Annotated in this window: 22 protein-coding genes; 8 read left to right on the top strand and 14 right to left on the bottom strand. The window is 60.2% G+C overall.

What is annotated here, in order from left to right; genetic code table 11:
- Positions 1 to 69: 69 nt before the first annotated feature.
- Both QE432_RS16385 and QE432_RS16380 read right to left on the bottom strand, forming a co-directional pair.
- Positions 70 to 810 carry a helix-turn-helix transcriptional regulator gene (locus tag QE432_RS16385; protein ID WP_025592618.1) on the bottom strand — a complete coding sequence of 247 codons (741 nt, stop codon included), beginning with the start codon at positions 808 to 810 and terminating at the stop codon, positions 70 to 72.
- 208 nt (positions 811 to 1,018) lie between these two features.
- Entirely contained in the window at positions 1,019 to 1,888 is an 870-nt protein-coding gene (locus QE432_RS16380) for an IclR family transcriptional regulator (RefSeq protein ID WP_306624961.1), read from the bottom strand.
- A gap of 84 nt (positions 1,889 to 1,972) precedes the next feature.
- Between QE432_RS16380 and QE432_RS16375 the strand changes: the two genes are divergently transcribed.
- The 4 genes from QE432_RS16375 to QE432_RS16360 all read left to right on the top strand — a co-directional run bounded on the left by QE432_RS16375 (position 1,973) and on the right by QE432_RS16360 (position 5,256).
- Entirely contained in the window at positions 1,973 to 2,743 is a 771-nt protein-coding gene (locus QE432_RS16375; protein ID WP_041694310.1) for an SDR family NAD(P)-dependent oxidoreductase, read from the top strand.
- Positions 2,743 to 3,657, top strand: a complete 915-nt coding sequence (locus QE432_RS16370; RefSeq protein WP_013635571.1) for a 2-dehydro-3-deoxygalactonokinase — start codon at positions 2,743 to 2,745, stop codon at positions 3,655 to 3,657. Before QE432_RS16375 ends, QE432_RS16370 begins: the two co-directional genes overlap by 1 nt.
- Before the next feature lie 77 nt (positions 3,658 to 3,734).
- Positions 3,735 to 4,364: a 2-dehydro-3-deoxy-6-phosphogalactonate aldolase gene (locus QE432_RS16365; protein ID WP_041694518.1), complete on the top strand. Its 630-nt coding sequence runs from the start codon at positions 3,735 to 3,737 to the stop codon at positions 4,362 to 4,364.
- Positions 4,365 to 4,368: 4 nt separating this feature from the next.
- Positions 4,369 to 5,256, top strand: coding sequence for an SMP-30/gluconolactonase/LRE family protein (locus QE432_RS16360; RefSeq protein ID WP_306624959.1), 888 nt, complete (start codon positions 4,369 to 4,371; stop codon positions 5,254 to 5,256).
- A 94-nt stretch (positions 5,257 to 5,350) separates the two neighbouring features.
- On the opposite strand, the gene QE432_RS16355 is transcribed toward QE432_RS16360, so the two are convergent.
- Together QE432_RS16355 and QE432_RS16350 are read right to left on the bottom strand one after the other, a co-directional pair.
- Entirely contained in the window at positions 5,351 to 6,703 is a 1,353-nt protein-coding gene (locus tag QE432_RS16355) for a putative bifunctional diguanylate cyclase/phosphodiesterase (RefSeq protein WP_003519050.1), read from the bottom strand.
- A 141-nt stretch (positions 6,704 to 6,844) separates the two neighbouring features.
- A complete protein-coding gene (locus tag QE432_RS16350) occupies positions 6,845 to 8,464 on the bottom strand; it encodes a response regulator (protein WP_162690542.1) in 1,620 nt (539 codons plus the stop codon).
- A gap of 407 nt (positions 8,465 to 8,871) precedes the next feature.
- On the opposite strand from QE432_RS16350, the gene mutL reads away from it, so the two are divergent.
- Positions 8,872 to 10,692 carry a DNA mismatch repair endonuclease MutL gene (gene mutL / locus QE432_RS16345; RefSeq protein WP_306627077.1) on the top strand — a complete coding sequence of 607 codons (1,821 nt, stop codon included), beginning with the start codon at positions 8,872 to 8,874 and terminating at the stop codon, positions 10,690 to 10,692.
- Between the two features lie 150 nt (positions 10,693 to 10,842).
- Complete coding sequence (locus QE432_RS16340; RefSeq protein ID WP_003519053.1) at positions 10,843 to 11,064, top strand: DUF2093 domain-containing protein; 222 nt, start codon at positions 10,843 to 10,845, stop codon at positions 11,062 to 11,064.
- Positions 11,065 to 11,194: 130 nt separating this feature from the next.
- On the opposite strand, the gene lpxK is transcribed toward QE432_RS16340, so the two are convergent.
- From lpxK to QE432_RS16310, 6 genes are all read right to left on the bottom strand, one after another.
- Complete coding sequence (lpxK, locus tag QE432_RS16335; protein ID WP_306624958.1) at positions 11,195 to 12,241, bottom strand: tetraacyldisaccharide 4'-kinase; 1,047 nt, start codon at positions 12,239 to 12,241, stop codon at positions 11,195 to 11,197.
- A gap of 164 nt (positions 12,242 to 12,405) precedes the next feature.
- Positions 12,406 to 13,143 (bottom strand): HAD family hydrolase, encoded by a 738-nt coding sequence (locus QE432_RS16330; protein WP_019564232.1) that lies wholly within the window; start codon positions 13,141 to 13,143, stop codon positions 12,406 to 12,408.
- Positions 13,137 to 14,459 (bottom strand): lipid IV(A) 3-deoxy-D-manno-octulosonic acid transferase, encoded by a 1,323-nt coding sequence (gene waaA / locus QE432_RS16325; protein ID WP_149909651.1) that lies wholly within the window; start codon positions 14,457 to 14,459, stop codon positions 13,137 to 13,139. Before waaA ends, QE432_RS16330 begins: the two co-directional genes overlap by 7 nt.
- Before the next feature lie 215 nt (positions 14,460 to 14,674).
- Positions 14,675 to 14,914, bottom strand: coding sequence for a DUF4170 domain-containing protein (locus QE432_RS16320; protein ID WP_019564234.1), 240 nt, complete (start codon positions 14,912 to 14,914; stop codon positions 14,675 to 14,677).
- A gap of 58 nt (positions 14,915 to 14,972) precedes the next feature.
- Entirely contained in the window at positions 14,973 to 15,779 is an 807-nt protein-coding gene (locus QE432_RS16315; RefSeq protein ID WP_004432172.1) for a 3'(2'),5'-bisphosphate nucleotidase CysQ, read from the bottom strand.
- A gap of 93 nt (positions 15,780 to 15,872) precedes the next feature.
- Complete coding sequence (locus QE432_RS16310) at positions 15,873 to 17,219, bottom strand: TldD/PmbA family protein (RefSeq protein WP_004432174.1); 1,347 nt, start codon at positions 17,217 to 17,219, stop codon at positions 15,873 to 15,875.
- A 116-nt stretch (positions 17,220 to 17,335) separates the two neighbouring features.
- Between QE432_RS16310 and QE432_RS16305 the strand changes: the two genes are divergently transcribed.
- On the top strand, positions 17,336 to 19,165 hold the full coding sequence (locus QE432_RS16305) for a monovalent cation:proton antiporter-2 (CPA2) family protein (RefSeq protein WP_004432178.1): 1,830 nt from the start codon (positions 17,336 to 17,338) through the stop codon (positions 19,163 to 19,165).
- A 42-nt stretch (positions 19,166 to 19,207) separates the two neighbouring features.
- Here the strand turns inward: QE432_RS16305 and QE432_RS16300 are convergent, their stop codons facing one another.
- The 3 genes from QE432_RS16300 to QE432_RS16290 form a co-directional block, all read right to left on the bottom strand.
- Positions 19,208 to 20,134 carry a patatin-like phospholipase family protein gene (locus QE432_RS16300; RefSeq protein WP_174045011.1) on the bottom strand — a complete coding sequence of 309 codons (927 nt, stop codon included), beginning with the start codon at positions 20,132 to 20,134 and terminating at the stop codon, positions 19,208 to 19,210.
- Between the two features lie 189 nt (positions 20,135 to 20,323).
- Positions 20,324 to 20,881, bottom strand: a complete 558-nt coding sequence (gene rsmD, locus QE432_RS16295; protein WP_004432183.1) for a 16S rRNA (guanine(966)-N(2))-methyltransferase RsmD — start codon at positions 20,879 to 20,881, stop codon at positions 20,324 to 20,326.
- Positions 20,862 to 22,838, bottom strand: a complete 1,977-nt coding sequence (locus tag QE432_RS16290) for a pseudouridine synthase (protein WP_142851140.1) — start codon at positions 22,836 to 22,838, stop codon at positions 20,862 to 20,864. Before QE432_RS16290 ends, rsmD begins: the two co-directional genes overlap by 20 nt.
- 71 nt (positions 22,839 to 22,909) lie before the next feature.
- Here QE432_RS16290 and QE432_RS16285 point away from each other — a divergent pair, with 71 nt between their 5' ends.
- On the top strand, positions 22,910 to 23,368 hold the full coding sequence (locus QE432_RS16285) for a nucleoside deaminase (RefSeq protein ID WP_013635558.1): 459 nt from the start codon (positions 22,910 to 22,912) through the stop codon (positions 23,366 to 23,368).
- Between the two features lie 52 nt (positions 23,369 to 23,420).
- On the opposite strand, the gene QE432_RS16280 is transcribed toward QE432_RS16285, so the two are convergent.
- The gene (locus QE432_RS16280) at positions 23,421 to 24,074 is read right to left on the bottom strand and encodes a hypothetical protein (protein WP_019564237.1); all 654 of its coding nucleotides are present in this window, start codon (positions 24,072 to 24,074) and stop codon (positions 23,421 to 23,423) included.
- Positions 24,075 to 24,239: the final 165 nt, after the last annotated feature.

Here is a 24,239-nt window from a genome sequence, read left to right as displayed (position 1 = left end):
CCTTCCCGGTGATTCGAAAGAAGGATCGCCCAGGAACCCATTTATCACAATGATAAATTTGCGGTTTCGCTATTTAATCAGACCGACCCGGAGCGCCTTTGCGACGGCTTGGGTGCGGTTGACCGTATCGAGTTTTTTCGTCGCACGGTTCAGGTAGTGATTGATGGTATGTTCCGAGAGCATCATGATTTCAGCGATCTCGGCGCTGGTCTTGCCGGCGGCCGTCCAGTTCAGACAATCTATCTCGCGCTCGTTCAATGTCTCGGGAACCCGCAGGTCAAGGCGGCGGATTTCAGATAGCCGGGCAAAGATGTGGCTGGAAATGTAAAAAAGTTCCGCTAGCTGGCTGGTGGGCAAAGTCGTTTTGTTACCGGAAAAGGACACCGCTCCCCGCATCGTGGTGATGTCGTGAACAGGAAACCACACCGAATTGATCATATCGAACCGCTCAAAAAGTCCGATGACCGGTTTCTTCGGCGCGTTTTCGTCGCCGCTGACCAGAAAATCCAGAGAGACGGAAAAGGGTGTGGTCGATTTTTTCAACTGCGCCATCACCCGGCTTCTCTGCAGCATGCCCTCTTCATCATAACGCTGCAAAAGCTCGGCCGGCCAGCTGGTGATGATGGTGCATTGCGACAATTCGCTCGCCATTTCGGCCGAGAGGTCAAGCACCATGAAGGCCTTGAATCCCCAGGCTTCCGTCAGCCGTTTCAAAAACCGGAATATATCGAATTGCGTGTTGAGACCGGCGATCTCGCGAACGCAATCAACACCAATCGACTGAACGGCGGCCGTCTCTGTTTTCTGCATGAAGCGGTTCTTCAAAAAAGAGAAAATACCGCCGCAAAGGCCTGCCTTCGTGCGGAAATTGCGCGGATGTTACTCGCCAAAATGATTCATGCAAACAAAAGTTGAAACTTAATTCCGAATAATCGAAAATAAGATTTCACTTACACGCATCGGCGCGCGATCTGCCGTTTTTGGAGCGGAAACCAACAGCTTCACGCATCCATTTTTCTCAACCATTCGCAACCGGAGATAATCTGCAGGCAAGTTCCGCCGAAATTTGATCGGCCGTTTCGCGCACCAGAGGACCCCATTTCCGCAGTTGCTCCACATCCACGCGATAGGCTGGGCCGGTGACGGAAATCGCCGCGAGAAAATTGCGCCCCGGCGCCCTTACCGGCGCGGCAACGCAGTGGATGCCGATTTCATGCTCCTGAAGGTCGAAACCGTAGCCATTGCTGCGAATGGTGGCCACATCCTGCGCCAGCATTTGCGGGGTTACGATCGTATTTTGCGTGAAGCGGTGGAAGTCCAGCTCTGCGGCAAGTGCAGCGAGTTCGTCAGGGGAAAGCATTGACAGCGCGGCCTTGCCCACCCCTGTGCAGTAGGCGGGGGATGTCTTGCCCACCTGCGAATGCATGCGCAAAGTATGCTTGCCCTCCATCTTGTCCAAATAGGTGACTTGCCCGCCGTTCAGAACGGCAAGATGCACGGATTCCTGCGTCGCCTCCTGCAATGCCGCCAGATGCGGCGCGGCAACGCTGCGCAGATCATTGCCGCTCCAGGCCTTGGCAGCCAATTGCAGCAGCCTCAGACCCACGACATAGGTCTGGTCGGCGACATGATCGACCAGACCTTCGGCCACGAGATGGGCGAGCTGGCGGTGCACCGTGCCGCGCGGCTGGCCGCAAGCCTCGACAACGTCGGTGAAGCGCATCGGTTTTTCGGCAAGGGCGATAAGCTCCAGAAGCGAGACGGCCTTACCAAGCGTGCCGGTTACGCTTTCCTTTTTTCGATCCAAGGCAGGAACCACCTCATGCTCGCTGTCATTTGGGTTTTTGTGATCGGGCATGGCAACATCCACCGTCATCTGTCTTGACATAAGCCTGCGGCCAAGAGAATAATTCCACTTAGTAAAATCTAGTTCCAAATAATGGAACAATCAAGCCCCTCACTGGACGAGACGATGTCGATGATGCAAGCCCATTTCCCTGACCTCAAGGACGCGGGCGTGCTCGTCACCGGCGGCGGCTCCGGCATCGGGGCATCGCTGGTGGAGGCCTTTGCGGCGCAGGGCGCAAGGGTCGCGTTCATCGACATCGCCGAAGAGCCGAGTGTGGCGCTCGTTGCGCGGCTTGCTCATGCCGCACGCCATCCGGTCCATTTCTTCAAGACCGACCTGCGCGATATTGCGGCGACCCGGCAGAGCGTGGAGGCGGCAGCAGCTGCAACCGGCGGCATCAAGGTGCTCGTCAACAATGCCGCATGGGACGACCGCCACGAGATCGATACCGTCACAGAAGCCTATTGGGATGCCAATCAGGCCGTCAATCTCAAGCAGATGTTCTTCACGGTTCAGGCCGCCTTGCCACATCTGCGGCAGGCGCAGGACGCAGCCATCATCAATTTCTCCTCGATTTCGTTTTTGCTGAACATGGGCGAGCTTCCTTCTTATGCGGCAGCCAAGGCCGGCATCATCGGCCTGACGAAAAGCCTGGCCGGACGGTTGGGGCCGGAAAATATCCGCGTCAACACGCTGCTGCCGGGCATGATCGTGACGGAACGGCAGAAAGAATTGTGGCTGACGGACGACGACGTCACCTCGACCACGGCACGGCAATGTCTCAAGCGCACGCTTGTCGCCGCCGATCTGGTGGGTCCGTGCCTGTTTCTCGCATCATCGGCATCGAGCGCGATCACCGCGCAATCCATAATCGTAGACGGAGGCCTGTTATAATGTCTGAACCCGCTTTTATCGCCGTCGACTGGGGCACGACCAGTTTCCGGCTCTGGCTGCTCAGCCGGTCCGGCGCGGTGCTGGCTGAGCGCAGAAGTGCTGAAGGCATGACCACGGCCATGCGGACCGGCTTTACGGAGGTGCTGCAATCGCATCTCGATGCCATCGGTGCACCGGAAAAACTGCCGGTTCTTATCTGCGGCATGGCGGGTGCGCGGCAGGGCTGGGTGGAGGCCGGTTATATCGACGTGCCTGCATCGCTTTCAGCGGTTCTCGATGGTGCGGTGCGCGTGCCGGGTCAGGAGCGGGATGTCCGCATTTTGCCGGGGTTGGCGCAGCGGGACAAAAACGCACCTGATGTGATGCGTGGCGAAGAAACGCAATTGCTCGGTGCGCTCAGCTCTGCCGGTGGCGGAAGGAAGCTGGTATGCATGCCCGGCACCCATTCCAAATGGGTAACGGTGGATGGCAGCGACGTGACGGGCTTTGCCACCTTCATGACCGGTGAGCTGTTCGAGGTCATCTCGAAACAGACCATCCTTTCCCATGCGGTGGCAGAAGCCGAAGCCTTTACCGGCGAGCACGAGGTATTCAGGGCGGCCGTGCGCGATATCTACGCCAATCCGCAGCTCGCCACCAACCGTCTGTTCACCCTGCGCTCCGGACAATTGCTGCACGGCCTCACCGCGACAGACGCCAAGGCCAAGCTTTCCGGCATCATGATCGGACTGGAAATCGCCGGTGCGCATTCCTCCGTACGGCGGGACACGCCGGTGGTGCTGATCGGCTCCGGCGCGCTCGGCGCGCTTTACGAGGGTGCATTCGCAGCCCTTGAGATTCAATATACTGTCATCGACGCAGACGAGGCCGTTCGGCGCGGGTTGTTAGCCGCCGCAAATGCCATCTGGTCATAGATTATTCAGTGGAGCGGAATTCCAGGCGAAAACCGCTCACGCTTTTCGCCATCCCGCTCAAGGACGAAAGACCCAACATGCGTATCCCCTTCCCCGCCATGAAATATCCGCTGATCGCCATCCTGCGCGGCCTTAAACCCGAGGAAACCGAAGGCGTCGTCGGCGCGCTGATCGAGACCGGCTTCCGCGCCATCGAAATCCCGCTCAATTCGCCCGATCCGTTCCGCTCGATCGAGATCGCCGCAAAGATGGCGCCCGCCGATTGCCTGATCGGCGCCGGCACCGTGCTCAGCACGAAAGACGTGGATGCGCTGGACGCCGCCGGTGGCAAACTGATGGTCAGCCCCAACGCCGATGCCGACGTCATCTCCGCCGCGCGCGTCAAGGGCATGGTGACGATGCCGGGCGTTCTGACTCCGACCGAGGCTTTGGTTGCCGCAAAGGCCGGAGCAACCGGGCTGAAGTTCTTTCCCGCCAGCATCATCGGCCCGTCCGGCATCAATGCGATCCGGACGATCCTGCCGAAGGATCTGGTCATTGCCGCCGTCGGTGGTGTTTCGGACAAGAATTTCGCCGACTATACCAACGCCGGCATCCTCGCTTTCGGGCTTGGCACCAGTCTCTATAAGCCCGGCATGACGGCCGCGGAGGTGCGCGAGCGCGCCATCGTCACACTTTCGGCCTATGATGCAGCAATTGGAGGATAAAAGCATGGCGACCGTTTTTCCCTTTGCCGGACGTGTTCTTGACGAAACGCCGATGACGCTTGGCGAAGGCCCGACTTTCGACCCGGCGACCGGCACGGCCTGGTGGTTCAATATCATCGGGCGCGAACTGCATGAATTGCATCTCGCCTCCGGCCGCAAAACGGTGCACGCCCTGCCCTTCATGGGCAGCGCACTGGCGAAAATCAGCGACCACAAGCAATTGATCGCCTCCGATGACGGCCTTTTCCTTCGCGATACGGCAACCGGCGTGTTGACGCTGCATGCGGAGCTTGAAAAGGACATGCCCGACAACCGCTCCAATGACGGGCGTATGCATCCCTCGGGCGCGCTGTGGATCGGCACCATGGGCCGTAAGGCGCAAATCGGCGCGGGCAGCATCTACCACGTTGCCAGGGGAACCGTGACCAAGCTGTTTGCCGATGTCAGCATTCCAAATTCGATCTGCTTTTCGCCCGATGGCGCGACCGGATATTACGTCGACACCAAGGTCAACGAGCTGATGAGGGTGCCGCTCGATGCCGAGACGGGACTTCCCACCGGCAAGGCAGAGGTGTTCATTGACACCGCCGGCATCGACGGTGGCGTAGACGGATCGGTCTGCGATGCGGAAGGGCATATCTGGAACGCCCGCTGGGGTATGGGTGCGGTCGATCGTTACGATGCCGACGGCAACCACATCGAACGCTATCTGGTGCCAGCGGGACAGACCACCTGCCCGGCCTTCATCGGCCCCGATGCGTCGCGCCTTCTCATCACATCCGCCCGCGAAAATCTTGACGACGACGCCATTGCCGCCAATCCGCAGCACGGAAAGACATTCGAGCTCGGGATTGAGATCAAGGGCAGGTTCGAGCCGCTCTACCGGTTGTGAAGCGCGGCGCGTGCCGCCTTCTCATTCCTGTGCTCGTCACAGGGATGAGGTTGGGGAGGTCCCTACAGCCTTATGTGCAAGGCCATTCCATTTCTCAGGGAATATCCGACAGGATCTCGCGATAGTTTTCGTGAAGGTAGCGCTGCGTGGCGGCGGCATCGGCGGGGCGGCCGTAAAAATAGCCCTGCCCCATAGCGCAGCCGAGCGCGCGCAGTTTTTCCTCTTCCGCCTGCTCCTCGATACCCTCCGCGACGACCTCGAGATCAAGCCCTTCGCACATGGCGACGATGGCCTTGATGATATGTTCCGAAGGACGGTCGCTGCTGATGCGGGAGACAAAGGCGCGGTCGATCTTGACCTTGTCGAAGGTAAAGTCGCGCAGACGGCCAAGGCTCGACTGGCCGGTGCCGAAATCGTCGAGAGAGATACGAACACCCGCACCCTGCAATTCGCTGATGATGCGCTGCGCGGTATCGGCGGATGTCATGACAGCGGTTTCGGTGATTTCAAGCTCCAGCCGGTGCGGATCAAGGCCGACACGCGACAGGATGGACAGAATATTATCCGCTGTGCCGGGGTCCATCAATTGCGCGGAAGACAGGTTGAAGGACAGGAAAAGCTCTCGCGGCCAGAACAGCGCCGCTTCCGCCGCCTTCCTCAGCAGCGCTTCCGACAGCGCGTCGATGAAACCGCGTTCTTCGGCCAGCGGCACGAAAACGGCGGGCGACACGAAACCGAGATCGGGGTCGTTCCAGCGGGCGAGTGCCTCGAAACCGATGACCTTCGCTTCTTCCAGCCTGACGATGGGCTGGAAATGCACGTCGATCGCATCGGTGATGATGGCGTTACGCAACGCCTGTTCCAGCTGGGTGGCGCGCTTCATTTCCTGCGCAATCTCGCGCGAATAGACCGTTATCTGGCCACGACCACGGCGCTTGGAGCGGTAAAGCGCAGTCTCGGCGCTTTTCAGCAAATCCTCGAAATCATCGCCGGCGAAGGGATAGATGGCAAAACCGAAGGAGGAGGAAAGCCGGACGTTGCGGTCGCCGAGATCGTAAGGCGCAGAAAGCACGTCCTTGATCATGTTGCCGATGCGCTCTGCGCCGGTGCGTTCGAATACCAGCGGCAGCACGAAGGCGAACTCGTCGCCATCATGGCGCGTCACGGCGGCGCCATCGGGAATGCAAGCCTTCAGCCGATGCGCGACCTGGCACAAAATCTCGTCGCCCGCCTGCACGCCGAAAAGATCGTTGATGGGTTTGAAGCCGTCAATATTCGCAATGCCGACGGTGAAGGGCGCGGGATCGCTGGAACGCTCGCTGGCGAGCATGCGGATTTTGTCCCGCAAACGGTAACGATTGCCAAGCCCCGTCAGCGGATCGCTGTAAGCCATCGCCTGCAGCTCGTTCTGGCTGACGTGCAACGCCTGCGGCTCTGCCCGTTTCATTCCTGCATCTCGTGAATCCCGTGTCGACCGCGATCACAATGCAGGGCAAGTATTAAAAAAGCCATAGAACCGCGCACCGAAAATGCGTCGGCGTTTCCGCAAGGCCAGCGGCTCGAACAAAAAAACCGAAATGGAGGAGCTTCAGGCTTGCAGCCGCAGGGCATCCTTGCCGAAAAGGCGCAGAAAAACGGCATCGACCATATCGGGACTGACGGGTTTCAGCAGCATGTCCTCCATGCCCGCCGCCAGGCATTTGTCGAGATCGCCCTCGAAAGCGTGGGTGATGACGCCGACGATGGGAATGCGCTCGTCGCCGGCCAGTGCACGCATACGGCGGGCGACCTCGAAACCGTCGATATCGCCAAGCGTGGTGTCGAGCAGGACGACGGACGGCGCCTGTTCCGCAAAAAGACGCAACGCCTCCTCACCCGACGTGGCAAGCCGCCAGGACAGCCCCAATCCCTCAAGGATTTGTGAGAAGACGATCTGGTTGACCCTGTTGTCCTCAACGAGAAGTATCTCGCAGACGCCGCCAGTCTTGAGGATTTTGGGCAGGTTCTCGGTCATGATCTCCCAGTCCTCGTCGGAGGACTTTTCCTTCGGAGACGATTTGAGGCCGACGGCGAGATAATGCAGCAGCGAAGCGTCGATCTCCTCTTCCTCGATGGTGACGACCGGCAGGTCATGCGCAGCCGCGATATCGAGGCATGTGACACTCATCTGGGCGTCGACAACGACGACATCGATGCCGACGCCTGCGGAAGCGGCGATATCGATGAAACTACGCTGTTCTTCCTCGCTCCTCACCACGGCATGATCCATGCCGCTCGCGGCAAGCCGGTGGCAGGCGGCTTCGGCAAAGCGCCCGTTTCCGGAAACCACCAGCACTGCCTTGCTTTTCAGCAGACCGCCTGCGGAATCGCGATCTTCATCCTTGCCATAGGTGGAGGCGACGAAATCGACATGTTCGAGCGAGGGGATAATGGGCATGCCGTTCGCGTCGATGGTGGCGAGCGCGGTCACGTCCTCCATCGTCGTGACCAGAAAATGCCGGCCAGGCCGACCCACCCGCTGCTTGCGAGTAATCGTCAGCACCTCTTCACCATTCGCGCGCCTCACCCTTTCGGGAAGGATGCTCGGCGTGCCGCTGTCCAGCACCATGCGATCGGCAGCGTCGATCCGGCCTGCGACCTGGCGCGAATGCAGATCGAAAACCGTGCGGCCGAGAATGCTCTCTGCACTGGTCTCGACCATAGTGCAGGCGGCTTTATTTACGGCGACATAGGCGAGGTTCCGGTCCTTGACGAGGACCGGAAACGGCAGATTGTCGAGAATGTCTTCGATCAGTTGCACGCGTTCGAGGTCGATGCGCCACTGTTCTTCTCTTTTCTTCTGTTCGGAAATATCGGCAACGACGCTGATGCCCAGCCCGGAAGGCAGGCGGTTCATGACGAAGCGCAGGAAGCGCTCCCCCTTCAGCCGCTCGGTTTTTTCAGACCTTTCCTTCCAGTGCAGCGCCAGCCGCTCGCCAATCCATTCCTCGCGTCCCAGCTGCCGGGCATTGGCGGACAGGCTTTCCGCTTCCAGAAGATAACAATCGTAAAGCGCGCTCAGATAGTCGCGCAGCCGCGCGCCCGGCCCGATAACGGCCTCTTGCAGTGGAAAAAAACTCAAAAGCTTCCGGCTTGCGAAAACGATGTGATCGTTCCGGTCGTAAACGACGATCGCCGCGCCAAGCGCGTCGCAAAGGGCATCAAGCATCACCGTATGAACGCCCGCGCCGGAGGACGCCAAATCACTCAACTGCAAACTCCCACCTGTTTTCAGGGTCAGGCTTATGTTTCTATTGGAATCGTCCGAGGCAAATGCCGGGATGAAACGGTAAATTCCGCAAAAGAGACATCAGGGTTCGCTACTTGAAGCAGTCTTGAGGGGAAGATGACGTTCACCCATATACGACGTCACACCACCCGGCGAAGGGGGGCCTCGTTCCTGCAGTCATTTCAAGCCGCCTCACCATATGCAAGGCCGATTAAAGGCGGATTAACGCTTATCCTGGCGTTGAACGGAAATGATCAAACGCCGGGCAGGCCGCAAAACATGTGCAAACTTTCACGACTTGAGTTTTTTGCTTTCGAAGCCGTGACGAATCCGCGAAAATGACGATCATGGCCATCAAGCAGCTTTCAGAAACCCTCATCAACCAGATCGCCGCCGGCGAGGTCATCGAAAGACCCTCCAGCGCCACGAAGGAGCTGGTGGAAAACGCCATCGACGCGGGCGCAACGCGCATCGAAATCGCCACGGCGGGCGGTGGCAAGGGACTGGTGCGCATCACCGATAACGGCTCCGGCATGTCGCCTGCCGATCTGGAGCTTGCGGTACGACGCCATTGCACCTCGAAAATATCCACCACGCTTGACGATATCCGCACGCTTGGCTTTCGCGGCGAGGCCCTGCCCTCCATCGGCTCGGTTGCCAAGCTTTCCATCACCAGCCGGCAACACGGCGCAGAACAGGGTTCGGTGATCTCCGTCACCGGCGGCAAAGTCTCCGAGGTCCGGCCCGCCGCCGCCAATGCCGGCACCATCGTTGAGGTGCGCGACCTGTTTTTCGCGACGCCCGCACGGCTGAAATTCCTCAAGACGGAGCGAGCGGAGGCAGCCGCCATTACCGAAGTCGTCAAGCGGATGGCAATTGCCTTTCCGCATATCCGCTTCGTGCTGTCAGGCACCGACCGCTCCACGCTTGAAATCCCTTCCACCGGCGACGATCACCTTGCCCGCATGGCGCAGATTCTCGGTGCCGAGTTCAAGGACAACGCCATCGAAATCGATGCCGGGCGCGAGGATGTAACGCTCTCCGGTTTTGCCGGCGTGCCGACCTTCAACCGCGGCAACTCGGCGCATCAATATGTTTTCGTCAACGGTCGCCCGGTGCAGGACAAATTGCTGTTGTCCGCCATTCGCGGTGCCTATGCCGAAACCGTGCCGCACGGGCGATATCCGGTCGCAGTGCTGTCCCTGACGCTCGATCCCGCCTTTGTCGACGTGAACGTGCATCCGGCGAAATCAGATGTGCGCTTCCGCGATCCCGGTCTCGTTCGCGGGCTGATCGTCGGTGCGATCCGCCAGGCGCTGACCCGCGACGGTGACAGGGCGGCGACGACTGGTGCCAGCCAGATGATGAACGCCTTTCGCCCCGGCTACAGCCCGTCCAATCTCCGACCGTCTGCCGCTGCGACATGGTCCGCCGCGGCCTCGCCTTCCCGACCGCTTGCCATTTCCGGGAACATGCAATTTGCCGAGGCCGTGCAATCGCGCTTTTCCGACATCACCATGCCGACCGCGCGGGCAGAACCCCGCGAGGTTTACGAGGCCTCTGCAAGCTCGTCGCTGGAACCGTCACAATATCCGCTCGGCGCCGCGCGGGCGCAGTTGCACCAGAACTACATCGTCGCGCAGACGGAAGACGGCCTCGTCATCGTCGACCAGCATGCGGCGCATGAACGGCTGGTGTTTGAGGAAATGCGCAATGCGCTGCATTCCAGACGCCCGCCTTCACAGGTGTTGCTCATTCCTGAGATCATCGACCTTCCCGAAGAGGATTGCGACCGGCTGATGGACCATGCGGCTGGTTTCGATGCACTGGGACTGGTCATCGAGCGTTTCGGGCCGGGGGCGGTCGCGGTTCGCGAAACGCCGGCGATGCTTGGCGAGGTCAACGTGCAGGGGCTGGTGCGGCAGCTTGCCGACGAGATCGCTGAATGGGAAGCTGCCTCCACGCTTGCCAACAAGCTGGAATATGTCGCCGCCACCATGGCTTGCCACGGCTCGGTGCGTTCAGGGCGGCGCATGCGGCCGGAGGAGATGAACGCGCTTTTACGGCAGATGGAAAACACGCCGGGTTCAGGACAGTGCAATCACGGTCGTCCGACCTATATTGAGCTAAAACTTTCCGATATAGAACGTCTCTTCGGCCGAAGCTGAGCCTTAACCCAGGGGGCAGCAGGCAGGGCTGGCCTTGGGCGTAGCTCAGCGATATAAATTCAAGGGACTGGAGCATCCGGATTGTTCAGGAGAACGCTACGCCGTTTCGGGCTGGATGCACTGACAGGACATAGCAGGAGACGAAAACGGATGAACAGATTTGAGGGAGGCGGAAACCGCATCGCCGTCATCGAATATCTCGACGGTGACTTCCGGATCGTGCAGACCGGCTCGCATGTCATATGCGCCATCACCGGCAAGACCATTCCGGTCGACGAGCTGCGCTACTGGAGCGTCGCCCGGCAGGAAGCCTATGTGGATGCCAGCGCCTCACTGGAGGCAGAGCGCAAGGCTGGTAATTTGCCCGCCTGATCAGGCGCGGAAGCACGCCCGAAATGGCCGCGTGTGCGAATTCTTCTTTTCGCGCTGAGGGCTGCTCAATTCCTGTGACAAGCACAGGAATGAGGGGATGAGTGCCCGGCGGCTTGCGTTACGAGATGCTCTAAATTGACGTCCGCGCATTTTCCCGCAGCAAACGGGCGCGGCAGTTCCGCACCGCCGTCTCGATGATCGTTGTGGCCGCATTGGGATCGTCGAACACCATGTCGACCTCGATCACCAGGCTGTTCCACAGCAATTCTTCCGCACGGCCATGGTGCCCGTTAAGACGAACGGCGTCCTTGGCCGTTGTCACCAGCTGCAAGTTTTCCTTATCCGCGTCCTGCAGAAGATCGGCGATCTCGTCATCGCTGAAATGGTGATGGTCAGGAAAGGAGCGCTGCAGCACGATTTCGCCACCAAGCCCCTCGACAGTTCGGAAAAACTTGGCGGGATCGGCGATACCAGCATAGGCCAGCACGCGCCTTCCCCTGAAATCCTGCGGTTCCTGCGGCTTTATCGCCGCGACGAAAACCGGTTTGGCGGCCTTTGCCGCGGTTCTGACCAGCGGATCGGCCGCATGGCCGTTACCGACCTTCAAGAGTCCGGACATATGCCGCATCTGTTCGGCAAGCGGCGCCCGGACCGGGCCGCCCGGCACAAGATGGCCGTTGCCGATGCCACGCACCGTATCGATAACGACCAACGCATAATCCAGCGTCAGGCGTGCGCTCTGGAAGCCATCATCCATGATGATGAGATCCACGCCCTCCTTCACCAGCCGATGTGCCCCTTCCACCCGCTTGCGGGAGATGACCGTCACCGCCTCGCGGGCAAGCAGCAGGGGTTCATCGCCGACATCAGCGGAGCGGTGCTGCGCGGGATCGACGAGGGTGGTGACATCAAGTGTGCCGCCATAACCACGGCTCAGGAAGCCGGGTTTCAGGCCCTTTGCGGTGGCGGCTCGGGCGATTGCCATTGCGGTCGGCGTCTTTCCGGCACCACCAACGGTGAAGTTGCCGATGCAGATGACCGGAACGGAAACGCTCGCCCGTTTTGCCGTGCGCATCCGCCGGCCGGCAATATTGCCGTAGAGAAGGGAAAACGGTGATAACAGCCAGGCTTGCCAGCCTGCTTTCTGCCACCAGAAAGGCGGCGCTTCAGAAACCATATATGCCTGCTCCCGGCCGCATCACCCACGGCATTGCGCTTAAATTCGATAAGTCACATGGGTATTTGCCAGAAAAAACCCTGAATTGCAAAACCCGGCTATACATGCGCAGCTTGTCTCTTCCCATCTTGTGCGACAAGTGGCGCGCACTGCGGGGACATGACCTAAACAACGCGTTCCGGAAGCAGGGTTTCCAGCGCGGTAATATCATCGAAACAATAATGGGCGTCGGCGCCAAGGCTTTCGCGCGAGCCGGTTCCGGTGAGAACGGCAATGCGCAATCCTGCGCCGGCATTTCTTGCCATGTGCAGATCATGATTATTGTCGCCGACCACTGCCACGCGCGCAGGCGCAAGACCAATCGCGTCGCAGAAACCGAGAACCATGCCGGGTTGCGGCTTCGTGCCGTAACCGCTGTCATAACCCGCGACGAAATCGACATCGCTTTCGAAACCGAAACGGATCGCCGTCTGGCGGATGGATTTTTCGTTGTCGCTGGAGGCGATGCCAAGCTTGTAGCCGCGTGCCTTGAGCCTTGCGAAAAATGCCTTGAGATCGGTGACCGGCACGGATTTATCCGCTGCTTCAGTGAATAGCCGGTCGAGCCGCGCAGTCAACTCCACGACATCGCAAGGCGAACCGGCGGCGACGAGACCGGCAGCTATCTCCGCCGTATTGCCGGCAGCCAAAAGACTGTCGGGCACCACATGCCCGGTAACCGGATCCATGCCGCAGGCGGCGAGAAGCTGGTCCGCAAGAACGGGATCGCCCTTGGCCGCAATCGCCGCAAGTTCGCGGTTCACCGGCCCCCAGCTTGCGTCATAACCCAACAGCGTACCGTCCTTGTCGAAAAGGACAGCGGCAATCGATCGGGTCGCATCAATCTCCATATCCGCTACCATGAACCGATGGCACTCCGCGGTTGCAGCTTGGCGGTGACTGTGAGCGGGTTGATGTAGGGCTCCAGCGCCTTGACGGTGGCGGAAAGCGCGCCGCGCATGTCCTGAATGACCCGGTTGCCGGCATCGATCATCTTGTAGCGTTCATTGTCGTTGACCAGGAGGTAATGCACCGCCTTGGCCAGCATCTCGACATCGCGGACGATGCGCCCGCCGCCGGCGCGGATCAGCTTCTGATAGGCCTCGCGGAAATTCTGTACATGCGCGCCTGACAGTACGGCGCAGCCCAGCATTGCCGGCTCCAGCGGGTTCTGCCCACCCTCGGCCGTCAGCGAACGGCCGACGAAGGCAAGTTCGGTGAGCCTCAGGTAAAGCCCCATTTCGCCAATGGAATCCCCGAGGAAGATATCGGTTTCCGGCGTGATCACGTCGTTGCGACTTCTGCGCGCCACGGTCAACCCCATGCCCTTCAGCATGGCTTCCACGTCGTCGCCGCGCTCGGGGTGGCGCGGCACGATGATGGTCAATTGACCGTTGCGCGACTTGATCGCCGCATGCACGGTGGCTGCTGCCTTCTCTTCACCGTCGAAGGTGGAGATCGCCGCCCATGTCTTGCGGGTGCCGATCTGCCTGCGATAGTGCTCGAGCAGAGCTTCGTCGCAAGGCGGCGGATCCGTATCGCCCTTGAGGTTGCCGGATATAACCACCGGCCAGGAGCCGAGATCACGGAAGCGTTCAGCATCGACATCGGATTGCGCAACCACCAGCGCCAGCTTGGAAAACAGCGATTCCGCAATGTCGTGCCGGCTGTTCCAGCGGTCGAAGGAACGGTCTGAGAGCCGCGCATTGACCCGGATCTGCGGAATGTGCCGGCGCTCCAGCTCCATCATCGTCACCGGCCAGATTTCTGATTCAGCGGTGATGGCGGCATCCGGTGCCCAGTAGGCGAGGAAACGGTTGACCGCGATCTTGATGTCGAGCGGCACATATTGGTGGATCACATCATCGCCAAGCCGGGTACGGGTCAGCTCGGCCGAGGTGACGGTGCCTGTGGTCAAAAGCACGAAGATATCGCGCTTGCGTATTTCCCGGATCAGCGGAATGAGGGCGAGCGTTTCGCCGACACTTGCGGCATGGAACCAGACGAGCGGGCCACGGGGGCGCTCCGCGCTGGCGTAACCGAAACGTTCTAGACGGCGGCGCTTGTCTTCCTTGCCCTTTGCGGCCCGATAGGAAAGATAAGGCCGTGCAAACGGATAAGCGGCGATACCGGCAATCCTGTAACCGGAAAGAGCGAAACGTGCGATACGGCTGCTCATGACATTCTGCCCTTGATCATTCCGCGCAATGCCCTGCCCCTGTTCTTTGTTGTTATCGCCGCCTACTTCTTCTCAAATTGCGTCATTTTTTATCATCGGAAACAAAAGCGCGATCACGTTTTCTCGCAATCGAATTTCCTGCCTGCCATTCCGGGCAGGAATCGCGGGAAAACTCGCCTTCACCCAATAGTATTACAACGCAAGGGCAAAAGGACTCAATTTTTATCGTCGGGATTGAGAAGACGGTGCATATGCACGATAAAATAACGCATATGGGCGTTATCAACAGTCATCTGCGCCTTGGATCTCCACGCGGTCAGCGCGGAAGCGTAGTCAGGATAGATGCCGACGATATCGAGCGCATTCAAATCCCGGAACTGAACATCCTGAAGATTTTCCAGTTCGCCGCCGAACACAAGGTGCAGCAGCTGTTTCTGTTTGCCAGATTCCGTCATGTCTTGTCTCTTTCTTAAGCTCTGAGAGCCCCTCATCTGCGGGATTTCCGGGCAAACGTCAACCATCGGACAGATGTGAAAACGCTTTCAAAAGCGCGGGAAGCGCATATTCTGCTGCAGCGCACAATGCGGGGTGGTTTACCTCGCGGCGATTATACATCAGGGGTTTTCCATCAAGTCCGACCAGACTGCCGCCTGCCCTTTCGAGGATCAGGTCTGCGGCGGCCAGATCCCACTCGTGCGAGTTCGCCTTGACCAGCGTTCCATCGATGCGGCCATCCGCCACCATCGCCAGCCGGTAGGCGAGCGAGGGCACATGCGGAATGCGCTTGACGGTGCTGCGCACCTCTTCCGGCAGATGCGTAATCACGTCTTCCGGTGCGGCCAGATGGAAAACGCCGGTGTTTTCGCGGGCGGCTGAAATCGGCTTGCCATTCTTCAGCGCTTCGCCGCCTTCAAGTGCGGTAAATTCCTCTGCGAGTGCAGGCGCGACAAGGGCGGCAACGACGGGTCGACCCTCATGCACCACCGCGACGCTGACGCACCAGGTATCCCGCCCACCGATGAAGGCGCGCGTTCCGTCGATGGGATCGATGACGAAGACGGTGGAGCGGGCCAGCCTTGTCGTATCGTCATCCGTCTCTTCCGAAAGCCAGCCATATTCCGGCCGGGCGGTACGCAGGATGGTTTCGAGAATTTCGTTTGCCGCGTAATCGGCCGCGCTGACCGGTGAAAGCCCGCCATTCTTCCACCAGACCTCGGGGTCCTTGCGGAAGAAACCGAGGGCCGTCTCGCCCGCCTTGCGTGCGGCTTCGAGGACCAGCCTCAGATCGGAAGCCCAGCGGGCCTCAGCCATATCGTTCATTTTGCCGTCTTTTCCGCGCGCCTCATACGGCGCGCCTGTTTTTCCCTTCGCACTTGCACACAAAGTGCTGGCGAAAACAACCCGCAGGTCGCCTCACTTGCCCGCTATCGTCATGCCTTCGATAGCAAGTGTCGGTGCTGCGACACCGTATTTACGGTCGATATCGTTAGCCGGCGTGACACGCATGAACATGTCCTTCAGGTTCGAAGCGATGGTGACCTCGGAAACCGCGAAGGATTTTTCACCATTCTCGATCCAGAAGCCGCTCGCACCGCAGCTATATTCACCTGTGAGCATGTTGGCGCCGTGGCCAATCAATTCGGTGACGTAAAAGCCGGTTCCGACGTCCCTCAGCAGATCTTCCGGCGAAATATCGCCTGGCTCCAGCGCGAGATTGGTTGAGGACGGCGATACCGAGGTGCCACCGCGCACGCCGCGACCGTTGGTTTCAAGGCCGAGTTCACGCGCTGCCGAGGTAGAGAGGAACCAATGCTTCAGCACCCCGTCCTCGATCATCGTCATCTTCTCGCCCCGGACACCCTCGCCATCGAAAGGACGCGACGAGGGGCCACGAACAATCTGCGGATCGTCTGTCAGATAAAGGCCCTTTTTCAGAACCTGCTGCCCCATCCTGTCGCGCAGGAAGCTGGTCTTGCGAGCAACGGAAGCGCCATTGATCGCGCCGGCAATGGCGCCGACGAAACCGCGCGCGATGCGGGGATCAAAAACCACGGTAATATTGCTGCCGGTATCGACCTGACGCGGGCCGACCCGCCGCACGACTTTTTCGCCGGCGCGGCGGCCGATCTCTTCGGCTGCATCCAGATCAGCGTAATAGAGGCGGCTGTCGAAATCGTAGTCGCGCTCCATCTTCGTGCCCTCGCCGGCGATGACACTGACGGAACGGCTGAAACGGCTGCCCATGTAGCTGCCGGAAAAACCGTGCGAGGTGGCAAGGACGAGGCCGCCCATGCCGCTCGATGCGCCAGCACCGGAGGAATTACTGACGCCCTTGACGGCAAGCGCCGCCTCTTCCGAGGCGAGCGCTGCCTCACGCAATTGATCTGTAGAGACCTCGGTCGCATCGAAAAGCTCGAGATCGTCGTAGGAGGTTGCGAGCCGTTCCTTGTCTGCCAGGCAGGCGAAGGGGTCTTCCGGCGAAACCTTCGCCATGGCCACCGCCCGTTCCGCCAGGGTCTTCAGGTCGAAGCCGGGATTGGCCGAAACGCTCGCCACCCGCCGCCCGACGAAAACGCGAAGCGAAAAATCATCGCTTTCGGAGGATTCGGTACTTTCCACCTTGCCAAGCCGGACGCCGACCGATTGCGAGCGAGAGCGGACGACGACGGCATCCGCCTCATCCGCGCCTGCAGCACGGGCAAGATCGACAAGCTCGCTGGCGCGATCGAGAAGTTTGGAAGAATCTATTTCTGAGGACATGAGTTGGCCTTTCATTCCTGTTCCATTTATTGTGCCATCAACCCCGCATCAAGGGCGAAACGCCGCTTTCTCCATCGACAAGGCTTTGTCGCCACCATATTCGAAAGTCAGCCAGCATGACCGAGCACGACGCTCTCTTTTCCGAACCCTTGCTGCTTCTGGCCGGCGCTGTCATTGCGGCGTCGATTTTCCGCAAACTCGGCCTTGGCACCGTGCTCGGTTATCTGGTGGCGGGCATCGTCATCGGGCCGTTCCTGCATCTGGTGACAGACGCGAAAGATATCTTCAACGTCTCGGAACTGGGCGTGGTTTTCCTGCTCTTCATTATCGGCCTCGAACTCAAGCCATCGCGCATATGGCAGATGCGGCGCGATATTTTAGGGCTCGGGCTGGCGCAGGTGCTGGTGACGGGCAGCGTGCTGGCATTGATTGCCTGGTGGGCCGGACTGATCGACGCGCGCGGCAGCCTCGTTGCGGGTTTCGGCCTTGCACTCTCCTCCACCGCCTTTGCGTTGCAGATTCTTGAAGACGATGGCGACATGAATACGCGGCATGGCAACCGGTCCTTCTCGATCCTGCTGTTTCAGGATCTCGCCATCGTACCGCTTCTCGCCCTTGTCACCATTCTTTCCAACCGCCCGGACGTGCCGACGGATTCGATGGCCTACGATCTCGTCGCCTCCGTTGTCGCGGTGGCGGGCATGGTGTTGGCCGGGCGTTATCTGCTGACGCCGATGTTCCAGATCATCGCCCGCACGGGCGCGCGGGAGGTGATGATCGCCGCCGCCCTCTTCGTCGTCATCGGTGCGGCCGCCATCATGGAGGCGGTTGGGCTTTCGATGGGCATGGGTGCGCTACTGGCCGGGCTGATGCTGTCGGAATCTTCTTATCGGCACGAGCTGGAAGCCGATATCGAGCCGTTTCGCGGGCTGTTTCTGGCGCTGTTCTTCATGGCTGTCGGCATGTCGCTGCACATCAACATCGTCTACGAGCACATTCTTCTCATCCTGATCGCCGTGCCGGCGATGATGGCTGTGAAGGCGGCCGTAATCTATGGGCTGTGCCGCATCGCCGGTTCGTCCCGTTATGCATCGAGCCGTATCGCGCTGCTGCTGGCGCAGGGCGGCGAATTCGGTTTCGTGCTATTTTCCACTGCTGCCGCCTCCCGCCTGTTTCCGCAGGCGACGGCTTCCATCCTTGTCGCCATCGTGACGCTTTCCATGGCGCTGACGCCGCTGCTGGCAGTGGTTTCTCGCCGGCTGACGGCGGAGGATGCCGATGAGGACACGCTGGACGAGGATTTTGACGGGGCTGGCGCCGATGTGCTGATGATCGGCTTTTCGCGCTTCGGCCAGATCGCCTCGCAAATCCTGCTTGCCGGTGGGCGCGACGTGACTGTCATCGACAGTTCGGCTGATCGTGTACGTCAGGCATCCCGCTTCGGTTTCCGCATCTTTTTTGGCGATGGTACACGCAAGGACGTGCTGATCGCGGCTGGCATAGAGCGCGCCGATCTCGTGGCGGTCTGCACCCATAAAAAGGAAGTCACCGACCGCATCATCGACATGATCCAGTCGGAATTTCCAAGCGTGCGCATCTATGCCCGCTCCTATGACCGCATTCATTCCCTCGATCTCAGGAAAAAGGGTGTGGAATACGAAATCCGCGAGACGCTGGAATCCGGCCTGCTGTTTGGCCGCCGCATTCTGGAAGGGCTGGACATGGACGGCGAAAGGGCGCTTGCCATTTCCGACGACATACGCGAGCGCGACGAGGAGAGATTGCAGCTACAAGCCGTGGAGGGGCTCGCCGCCGGCAGGCAGATGCTGCACAACAAGCCGGTGCGCGAAGTGAAGCCCGAGCCACTGATGAAGCCGAAGAACAAGGTGGAAAAGCGCGAGGAAGAAGAGGACGAAGACGAGGGTGAAATAGCAGTCACCCACTAAGCGGCACGCGCTCGCCCATAGCGAATACTCAAGGAGTACCGCTCAAGCCTCCACGCCCTGCCCGCGATGGAACAGTTCCACCTGCATTTCGATCTGCCGTTTCAGATCATCCTTGATCCCGGCGGAAGCGTTCAGAACTTCTTCCGATTTGAGGAAATCCAGCACGCCGAAACGGTGCACTGGTGGGCGCAGGAAAATATGCGGCGGGCGCAATCTGAGTTTCAGGGCAATGGCCGCCTGCATCATCAGCTGACTGGCGCCGAACAGGCTGTCCAGCCGGTTCGGCATGGTGGTGCCGTCACCTTCAGGGCCGCCAACCACATCGATGCCGACGACGATATCGGCCTGATCCATCAGATGCTCATAGGGCACGGGATTGAAGATGCCGCCATCGATCATGATGCGGCCGTTGACACGCACCGGCATGAATAGAGCCGGAATAGCCGCAGAAGCCGCCAGCGCCTGGATGATCTCGCCGGTTTCCACCACCACTTCGGTCTGCGCATAATAATCCGTGGTCACCACTTTCAGGGGAATGGCAAGTTCGGAAAAATCCTTCGGCAGGGCTTGCGGCATCAAGGCGTGCAGAATGAGTTCGAGATTGAACTGGCCAAGACGAAAACCATCGACCGCATGGCGCATGGATGCGGGGCCAAGGCTCCAGAGACGGTTGGCGACCGAACCCTTCCGCCCCATGAGTTCAAGCGTATATTCGCGGATTTCCTTGCCGCTCATGCCGGCCGCCATGCCTGCTGCGATGATGGAGCCGATGGAGGAGCCGGAAAGCGCGACCGGGCGAATGCCTAGTTCGTCGAATGCCTCGATAACGTTGATGTGGCAGATGCCGCGTGCGCCACCGCCGCCGAGCGCCAGGCCGAATGTCGGCTCATGACCGCTCTCGCGGCTGGCATCGATTGCCTCTTGCCCGGCGTGAACCATTGTGACGCTGTCGTTTACACCCTGCTCCATGCCAAATACCCAAGACCCTTTCCACGGCAAAGCCTCTGCCTATTCGGCAAACAAGACAAGACCGTGACGTGACGGGAAAGTGCTGCCGTCAGAGCGTTTTCGCTTTTCTTCAAATCGCGAAAACACTCTAACTCTTTGTTTTGCGGCATTTCCGCACGGAAACCGGGGCCGTTTTTTGCTGGAAATGCTCTAGGGCTCGTAGCGGTAGAAGTGCATTTTCGAGTCACCGAAGATGCGGCTTTCGAGCGGTTTGAACACCGGCTCGACATTGACCACAACATCGCCGCGCTCTTCCAGAATGGCGAGCGCACCGGGTGCCAGCCAGCCGCCAGCATGGGCAGCAGCAAATGCCTTCTCCCCGTGGCCCTGGCCATAGGGCGGATCGGCGAACAGTAGATCGAAGGGCTCGATATTGTTGACGCCGCCAAGCTTGGTCGCGTCACGCCGCAGGATGCGGGCACGCCCATGCAGCCCCAGCGCATCGATATTTTCCCACAACAGCCCCCTGCCCTCAACGCCGTTTTCGACGAAGAGCGCCACACGACAGCCACGCGAAAGCGCCTCCAGCCCGACCGCGCCCGTTCCGGCAAAAACGTCCAGAACGCGCGTACCGTCAAGACTTTCCGGATAGGCGTGGCTTAGAATATTGAAGAGGCTTTCCCGTGTCCTGTCGATTGTCGGACGAATGGAATTTGTTTTCGGCGCGGCCAGATTTCGGCCGCGGAACTCACCGCCTACGATCCGCATTACGTGTCATTCCCCTGCCACCAGAAGGTTTGCCACCCGGGCCTTTGCCGCCCGGTTTGCCGCCGCCGGGGCCGCTACCGCCACCGGGGCCTTTGCCCTTGCCTGAAAAACCCGAACGTTCGCCACGTTCACCCGGTTTTCCAAAAGAAGGCTTGCCCGATGCGGGCCTGCCGCCGGGTTTGCCACCCGGTTTTGCGCCTCTTGGCTTGTCACCAAAAGGCCGGTCGCCGCGTGGGCGATCACCGTCTTCGCGGGGCTTGTCGCGGAACGGACGCTCACCGAAAGGTTTCTCACCACGTGCCGTGCGATCTCCGAAGCTCTTCTCGCCGCGTGGGCGGTCGCTGCGCGGGCGATCACCCTCCTCACGTGGCTTGTCACGGAACGGACGGTCGCCAAACGGTTTTCCACCGCGTGCGGTGCGATCTCCGAAGCTCTTCTCGCCGCGAGGACCGTCGCCACGCGGGCGATCTCCCGCTTCACGTGGCTTGTCACGGAACGGACGGTCACCGAAGGATTTCCCGCCGCGATCTCCAAAGCTCTTTCCACCGCGCGGGCCGTCGCCACGTCCACGACCGCCTTCCTCTTCGCGCGGGGAATCCGAACGGATCCACTCGCCCTCGGAATCGGCATGCCTGACGACGTTGCGGCGCGCTTCCGCCTGGGCGGATGGCTTCTTGAACAGGCTTTCCGCTTCCGCGCGGGCAGAAAACTTCCGCTCCTTGCCATCACGGGTGGGCTTTGCGCCGGGCGCCATCCAGACATTGGCCGTGCGGCTGGTGCCCGCGGGCGGGCGGGCGGGGCGGCGTTCTTCGCCATCCTCTTCGCCACGGGTTTTCGCGCCGAATTTCCCGGCAGGTTTGCCACCGAACTTGCCGGCTGGCTTGTCACCGCGCTTGGTGTCGAGACGGCCGAGCGCCTTTTCGCGGCGATCTTCCGGTTTGCCGGCAGCCCTGTCGAACCGCGGCTTGCCTTCCGGCGCATCGCTCTTTGCCCATTCGGACCGGGGCGCGCGCTTGGGCGTATTTTCTTCTTCATCGTCGGCGACAGGCGCATCGTAGATCGGCGCGTCGAAATTGGCGCCGGATTGTTCGATGAGGCGCGGACCAAGCTGGTCACGCAGCATGCGGCCACGCACTTCAAGCACCTTGCCTTCAGGCAGATCGCCAAGCTGGAACGGGCCGTAGGAGATACGGATCAGGCGGTTGACCTCAAGGCCGAGCGCGCCGAGCACGTTCTTGATCTCGCGGTTCTTGCCTTCGCGCAGACCCATGGTGATCCAGACGTTGTGACCCTGGGTGCGGTCGAGCGTCGCGTCGATAGCGCCATAAAGCACGCCGTCGACGGCAATGCCTTCCTTCAGCTTGTCGAGCGCTGCCTGATCGACCTCGCCATGGGCGCGCACGCGGTAGCGGCGCAGCCAGCCGGTCGTCGGCAGTTCCAGCACGCGGGAGAGACCGCCATCATTGGTCAACAGCAGCAGGCCTTCGGTATTGATGTCGAGGCGGCCGATAGAGAGCACACGCGGCAATTCACCCGGCAGATTGTCGAAAACGGTCGGGCGGCCTTCCGGGTCGGAATTGGTCGTCACCAGGCCAGCGGGCTTGTGGTAAAGCCACAGGCGCGTGCGCTCAGCCCCGCGGATGGGCATGCCATCCACTTCGATCTTGTCGGAAAGAGTCGCGTTCATCACCGGGGTGTCCAGCTTGACGCCGTTCAGCGACACGCGGCCTTCCATGATCATGCGCTCGATATCGCGGCGCGAGGCAACGCCGGCGCGCGCCATGATCTTGGAAATGCGCTCTGGCTTGGTGCCCATAACGGCTTCCTGCACCGGAGCCGCCTTGGCTTCTACCGGTTTCTTTTCACGCTCTGCGGCGGGCTTGCCGGGGCCTTTCGGCTTCTTGTCGCGGCTAAAAGTCTTGCCACCGTCACGCTTCGGCTTGTCTTTAAAAGTCATTTGCTGTTTGCCTGTTGTTTGGGCTGTCCTATCAGGTCCAAGCACAAGGGTTAAGAGGAAATTGAAACGCAATGGCCGAAAGGACGCATTTCATGGAACTGGCGCTGGCGGAAGCCCGTGCCGCCGGTGAGCGGCAGGAGGTTCCGATCGGCGCAGTCCTGGTTATGGACGGTCGCGTCATCGCCCGTTCCGGCAATCGCACCCGTGAATTGAACGATGTGACGGCGCATGCCGAAATCGCCGTAATCCGCATGGCCTGCGAGGCGCTGGAACAAGAACGCCTGCCCGGTGCCGATCTCTATGTAACGCTGGAACCCTGCACCATGTGCGCGGCGGCGATCTCGTTTGCCCGCATCCGTCGTCTCTATTACGGTGCGGAAGACCCGAAGGGCGGCGCGGTGCATAGTGGCGTGCGCTTCTTCAGCCAGCCGACATGCCACCACGCGCCTGATGTGTATTCGGGGCTGGCGGAAAGCGAAAGTGCTGAAATTCTGCGGAAATTCTTTCGCGAGAAACGTCTCGACGAATAAGCAGCCGGCGGGAGATGCAATCTTTCCCGCAGGCCATAAGCCCTTCATTTTATCAGAAGGGGTTCCACCAGGGTTTGCCGGTGTTTGCCATCGCCGCTTCTTTCTTACGGCGCTTTTCCTTCTTCTGCTCCGGCTCACCGAGGTCAGTCAGCTGATCCTGCGGAACGCTACGATATTCCTGCGGCGGATCAGTCAGGAACTTGCGCTGGGCGTTGACGACAGAGCCACCCTGGGCATCTGCCTTGGCCTTGCGGAAGGCTTCCCATTTCTGGCTTTCGGTCATCTGGCCGGCCGTGCCGTTGCCGGCAAGCAGCGGTGAGCGGTAATGCGGATTGTTCTTATTGGCATCCGCCTCGTCGCGCAGGCGTTCACGGGTCTCTTCCGGCGATTCGACCCATTGCGGGTTGTTTTCGCGGCTGGCCATGTTCTGCTGCGGCGTCGTCAATTGCTCGGCGCGGGACTGGGCGGGGACAACCAGACCCGGACGCGGGCTGTATTTCAGGTTGCGTTTTTCCTGATCGTTGCCGGTGATCGAAGTCGCGTTGCCGAGGTCGTCTACAAGCTGTTCTGCCGCAGTCTTGCCCGTACCATAGGTCGGGCTCGTGCAGGCGCTGAGCAGCACGCCTATCGCCGTGATACCTGCAACCGTGCGGAACATGCTCAAACCCTGCGCGTTATCCTGCCCAAAAGCCTTCATCGTCTTCATAAAAACCCTTCCAGCCGTCCGTCCCATTGCGCCAGACATCGTCTTTCGGCAGGCGGTAGCCCGCATTGCCGTGCAAATCCGGCCATTTTCAGGCAGGTGTACCGGATGAAGAGCTAAAGCGCAATTCATCCGGCCATTTTCCTCGCGCATCGGCCCGAAACTCGA

The sequence above is a fragment of the Agrobacterium sp. SORGH_AS_0745 genome, assembly GCF_030818995.1.
GTDB lineage: Bacteria > Pseudomonadota > Alphaproteobacteria > Rhizobiales > Rhizobiaceae > Agrobacterium > Agrobacterium tumefaciens.
Note: the sequence above shows the minus strand (reverse complement) of the source record. Positions and strands in the feature narration are given on the sequence as shown.